Annotated in this window: 2 protein-coding genes; both read right to left on the bottom strand. The window is 37.0% G+C overall.

Annotation, left to right across the window (positions count from 1 at the left end):
- Positions 1–110: 110 nt before the first annotated feature.
- Positions 111–1,076, bottom strand: coding sequence for an ABC transporter permease (locus AC3DU7_RS26085; RefSeq protein WP_488042192.1), 966 nt, complete (start codon positions 1,074–1,076; stop codon positions 111–113).
- 632 nt (positions 1,077–1,708) lie between these two features.
- A partial coding sequence (locus tag AC3DU7_RS26080; RefSeq protein WP_488042191.1) for a GUN4 domain-containing protein occupies positions 1,709–3,147 on the bottom strand: 1,439 nt, incomplete at its 5' end.

The following is a 3,147-nucleotide window of genomic DNA, read 5'->3' as shown; positions in this document are numbered from 1 at the left end:
ACTTAGGCAAAGGCACTATCTATAGAGTTGATTAACTATTGGACAATAGTATTGAGCGCTATATACAGCGTATCTGCGTAAGTCCTAATATTATCATCAATATTGATACTTTATATCTTAGAATCTGTTGTAAATCTTTTTCTTTGCTCTTGAAACGCCAAACTTATTGCCAAAAACAACACTGTCAAACCTTGAATAGCATAAACAATAGTTATGGAAACCCCCGCACTCCGCTGCATCACATTTGCCCCACTCCTGAGAACACCAAAAAATAAAGATGTTAAAACTACTGCCAGTGGGTTGCCTCGACTTAATAACGCAATGGCGATCGCGTCAAAACCATAACCAGGAGAAAAGTTTTCAAATAACCGATATTTGGCTCCCAATACTTCTGCGCTTCCTGCTAAACCTGCTAAACCACCGGATAAACCCATAACTGCGAGAATAGTATGGTTAACAGAAATTCCGCTGTAACGAGCTGCAGTAGGGTTTTGCCCCACGGCATCCACTTGATAACCGAAAGCTGTAAACGACAACACCACCGCTAAAATTATGGCAATAGCTAACCCCAATAAAATTCCGGCGTGGGCTTGAGTTTTGGGCAAAATTATCGGTAAACGTGCTGACTCCGCAATTAGAGGTGTATACGGACTAGGAGCGTCGGGGGCGATAAGTGGTTCATTTACCATGTAATTGACAAAATTTTGAGCGATGTAGTTGAGTAATAGGGTAGTCAACACTTCGTTTAAACCACGGGTAACTTTGAGAAAACCAGCGATCGCTCCCCAAAATGCTCCGAGAAGAAAACCTGCCGTCAATGCTAGAGGTAAATGTATCCATATTGGGAAGTTAGGCAAATATAGTCCGGCGACAACACTGCCTAAAGCTCCCATATAAATTTGCCCTTCCCCACCGAGATTAAATAAACCCGCTCGTAATGCTATTAATATTCCTAAACTTGCTAGTAATAGTGGGGTGGTTTTGCTGAGGGTATCGCTGAAACCAAAGTAGGTGGTTAGAGATTCTTGGAATAGAGCGGTATAAGCAGTTACAGGATTGGTTTTTGCTAAGAGCATTAGAGCTGCTCCTGTTAATAAGGCGGCGAATACTGCGAATATTGGGAGTATAATTTTCTGCATCAGTTTGTAGTTGGGTTTTAGCTCCTAAAAATTTTATCTCAATATTATGTCTGTTTTTGTTCACCCACAATAAAAACCATAAACCGTAGGTTGGGTTAAGCGGCAGCGCAACCCAACAGAAAACTTCTCAAGTTACTGTACCATTATGGCTTTATTACCACCGTTTATTTTTGTTGGGTTTCCTCCGTCAACTAAAAATTTTATCTCAATATTATGTCTGTTTTTGTTCACCCACAATAAAAACCATAAACCGTAGGTTGGGTTAAGCGGCAGCGCAACCCAACAGAAAACTTCTCAAGTTACTGTACCATTATGGCTTTATTACCACCGTTTATTTTTGTTGGGTTTCCTCCGTCAACTAAAAATTTTATCTCAATATTATGTCTGTTTTTGTTCACCCACAATAAAAACCATAAACCGTAGGTTGGGTTAAGCGGCAGCGCAACCCAACAGAAAACTTCTCAAGTTACTGTACCATTATGGCTTTATTACCACCGTTTATTTTTGTTGGGTTTCCTCCGTCAACCCAACCTACAAAATACTATATTGACGGCTGAAACGCTTATCTGTTAAAGTCCACAAGTCTCTGCGCGAGAGAATAGTGCCCCCTCTAAACCAATGAAACCCCTATCTCTCAACATCAACGACCAGGGCTTAAAGGAGGAGCTATAAATAATATAAGAATATGGATAGAGGTGGTCAATCTGCACCACAGGAGAGGCGTATAGGTCTGAGTAATTTTCCCAAATTTTTTTATCACGATTATTATAATCCTTCGTACCACAAATACTTTGATAAATTTTCTTTTGCACAGAAAAGCCAAACTTACCATCACTATATTTTACCCAAAGTTGGTCTATTATGCGGAGGTCTTTACAAGGAAATTGCCCCATATCTTTTACCCTCAGCCAACGTTCCTCCTCTCGCCCTGCAACTTGTAACATAACTTGATAAGTTTCCATATCTGCCTCTTCCCACTTCTTAGTAGCTAGAAATTCACGAAGTTTAAAATATTTAGGAGGTATTCCTTGTGGTGAAACTTCCAGGAGTCTTTTAATAGAAGCATTTTGGAAAATACAATTGTCCTGGTTTTCTCCCTCATTGTTTGTTTGAGGGCAAAGTAATTTTGATATTTTTGGGTAATTACTAATCCAATAATTTGCATTTCCTTCATCTTGAGAATTAGGTGTAGATTTAAGACTGAGTATAATAGAATTATTTGACTGAATAAATTTATCAGAAGCATATTTTTCTAACTCAGCAAGTAGATATTGATTCCTCTTTAGTGCCAAAAGAAGACGGGGATACTGAAGCGTCAGTGCCGTAAACTTACTTATTTGTTCTATGGTTATTATTTCTTTTTCTGTCTCATCCAAGGTAATTCCAATAGAATAATAAGTAATATAAATTCTTAATCTCAGGGTATTAATATATTGTTTTAAACGCCGGGGATTATAATCAAAAAATTCAGCAGCTATTCTGATAGCTAATTTCAGACTTTCTTGGTCTAAATCTTTTTCAATAATCGGGAAAATAGATGAGTCTGGATATGGCAGAGTTTTTTCTGGAGTTCTTTTGATTAGTATTGCTTTAAGAACTTGGTGCAATACTTCTTGTTTTGCTTCATTATCAGAAATTAGTAGGGAATATGCAATTAGTGAAAATTTGGGATAATCCAATATTTCTGGTATCAAATCTTTCAAGATTTCTGGTATCAAATATATCCAAATTTTAGGGTATCTCCAATATGGTAACTCAAAATTAACTATAGAATAAGATATTAAAAAGTATACAATAAGCTGAATATTAGATGAAAATAATATTTTGATTAAACCCAAAAAACTATAAGGAATCCCCAAAAAGTATTTTTCTGCAGAAGCTTTTGTTTCTGCCGGCATTTCAGAGATTTTTTCAACAAAACTATCCAATGTTTTTTGAGAAGGTGCAGGAACAGAGAATGATAATTGCACAAACTTTTCCAGAAAACTAAAACCATAATCAACCTTTT

Source organism: Okeania sp. (genome assembly GCF_983059655.1).
This window is presented reverse-complemented; position numbering and strand designations above follow the sequence as displayed.

What these genes read in the sequence shown, in the direction of transcription:
- AC3DU7_RS26085 (WP_488042192.1), bottom strand. Translation starts at nt 1,076, where the DNA reads ATGCTCTTAGCAAAAACCAATCCTGTAACTGCTTATACCGCTCTATTC.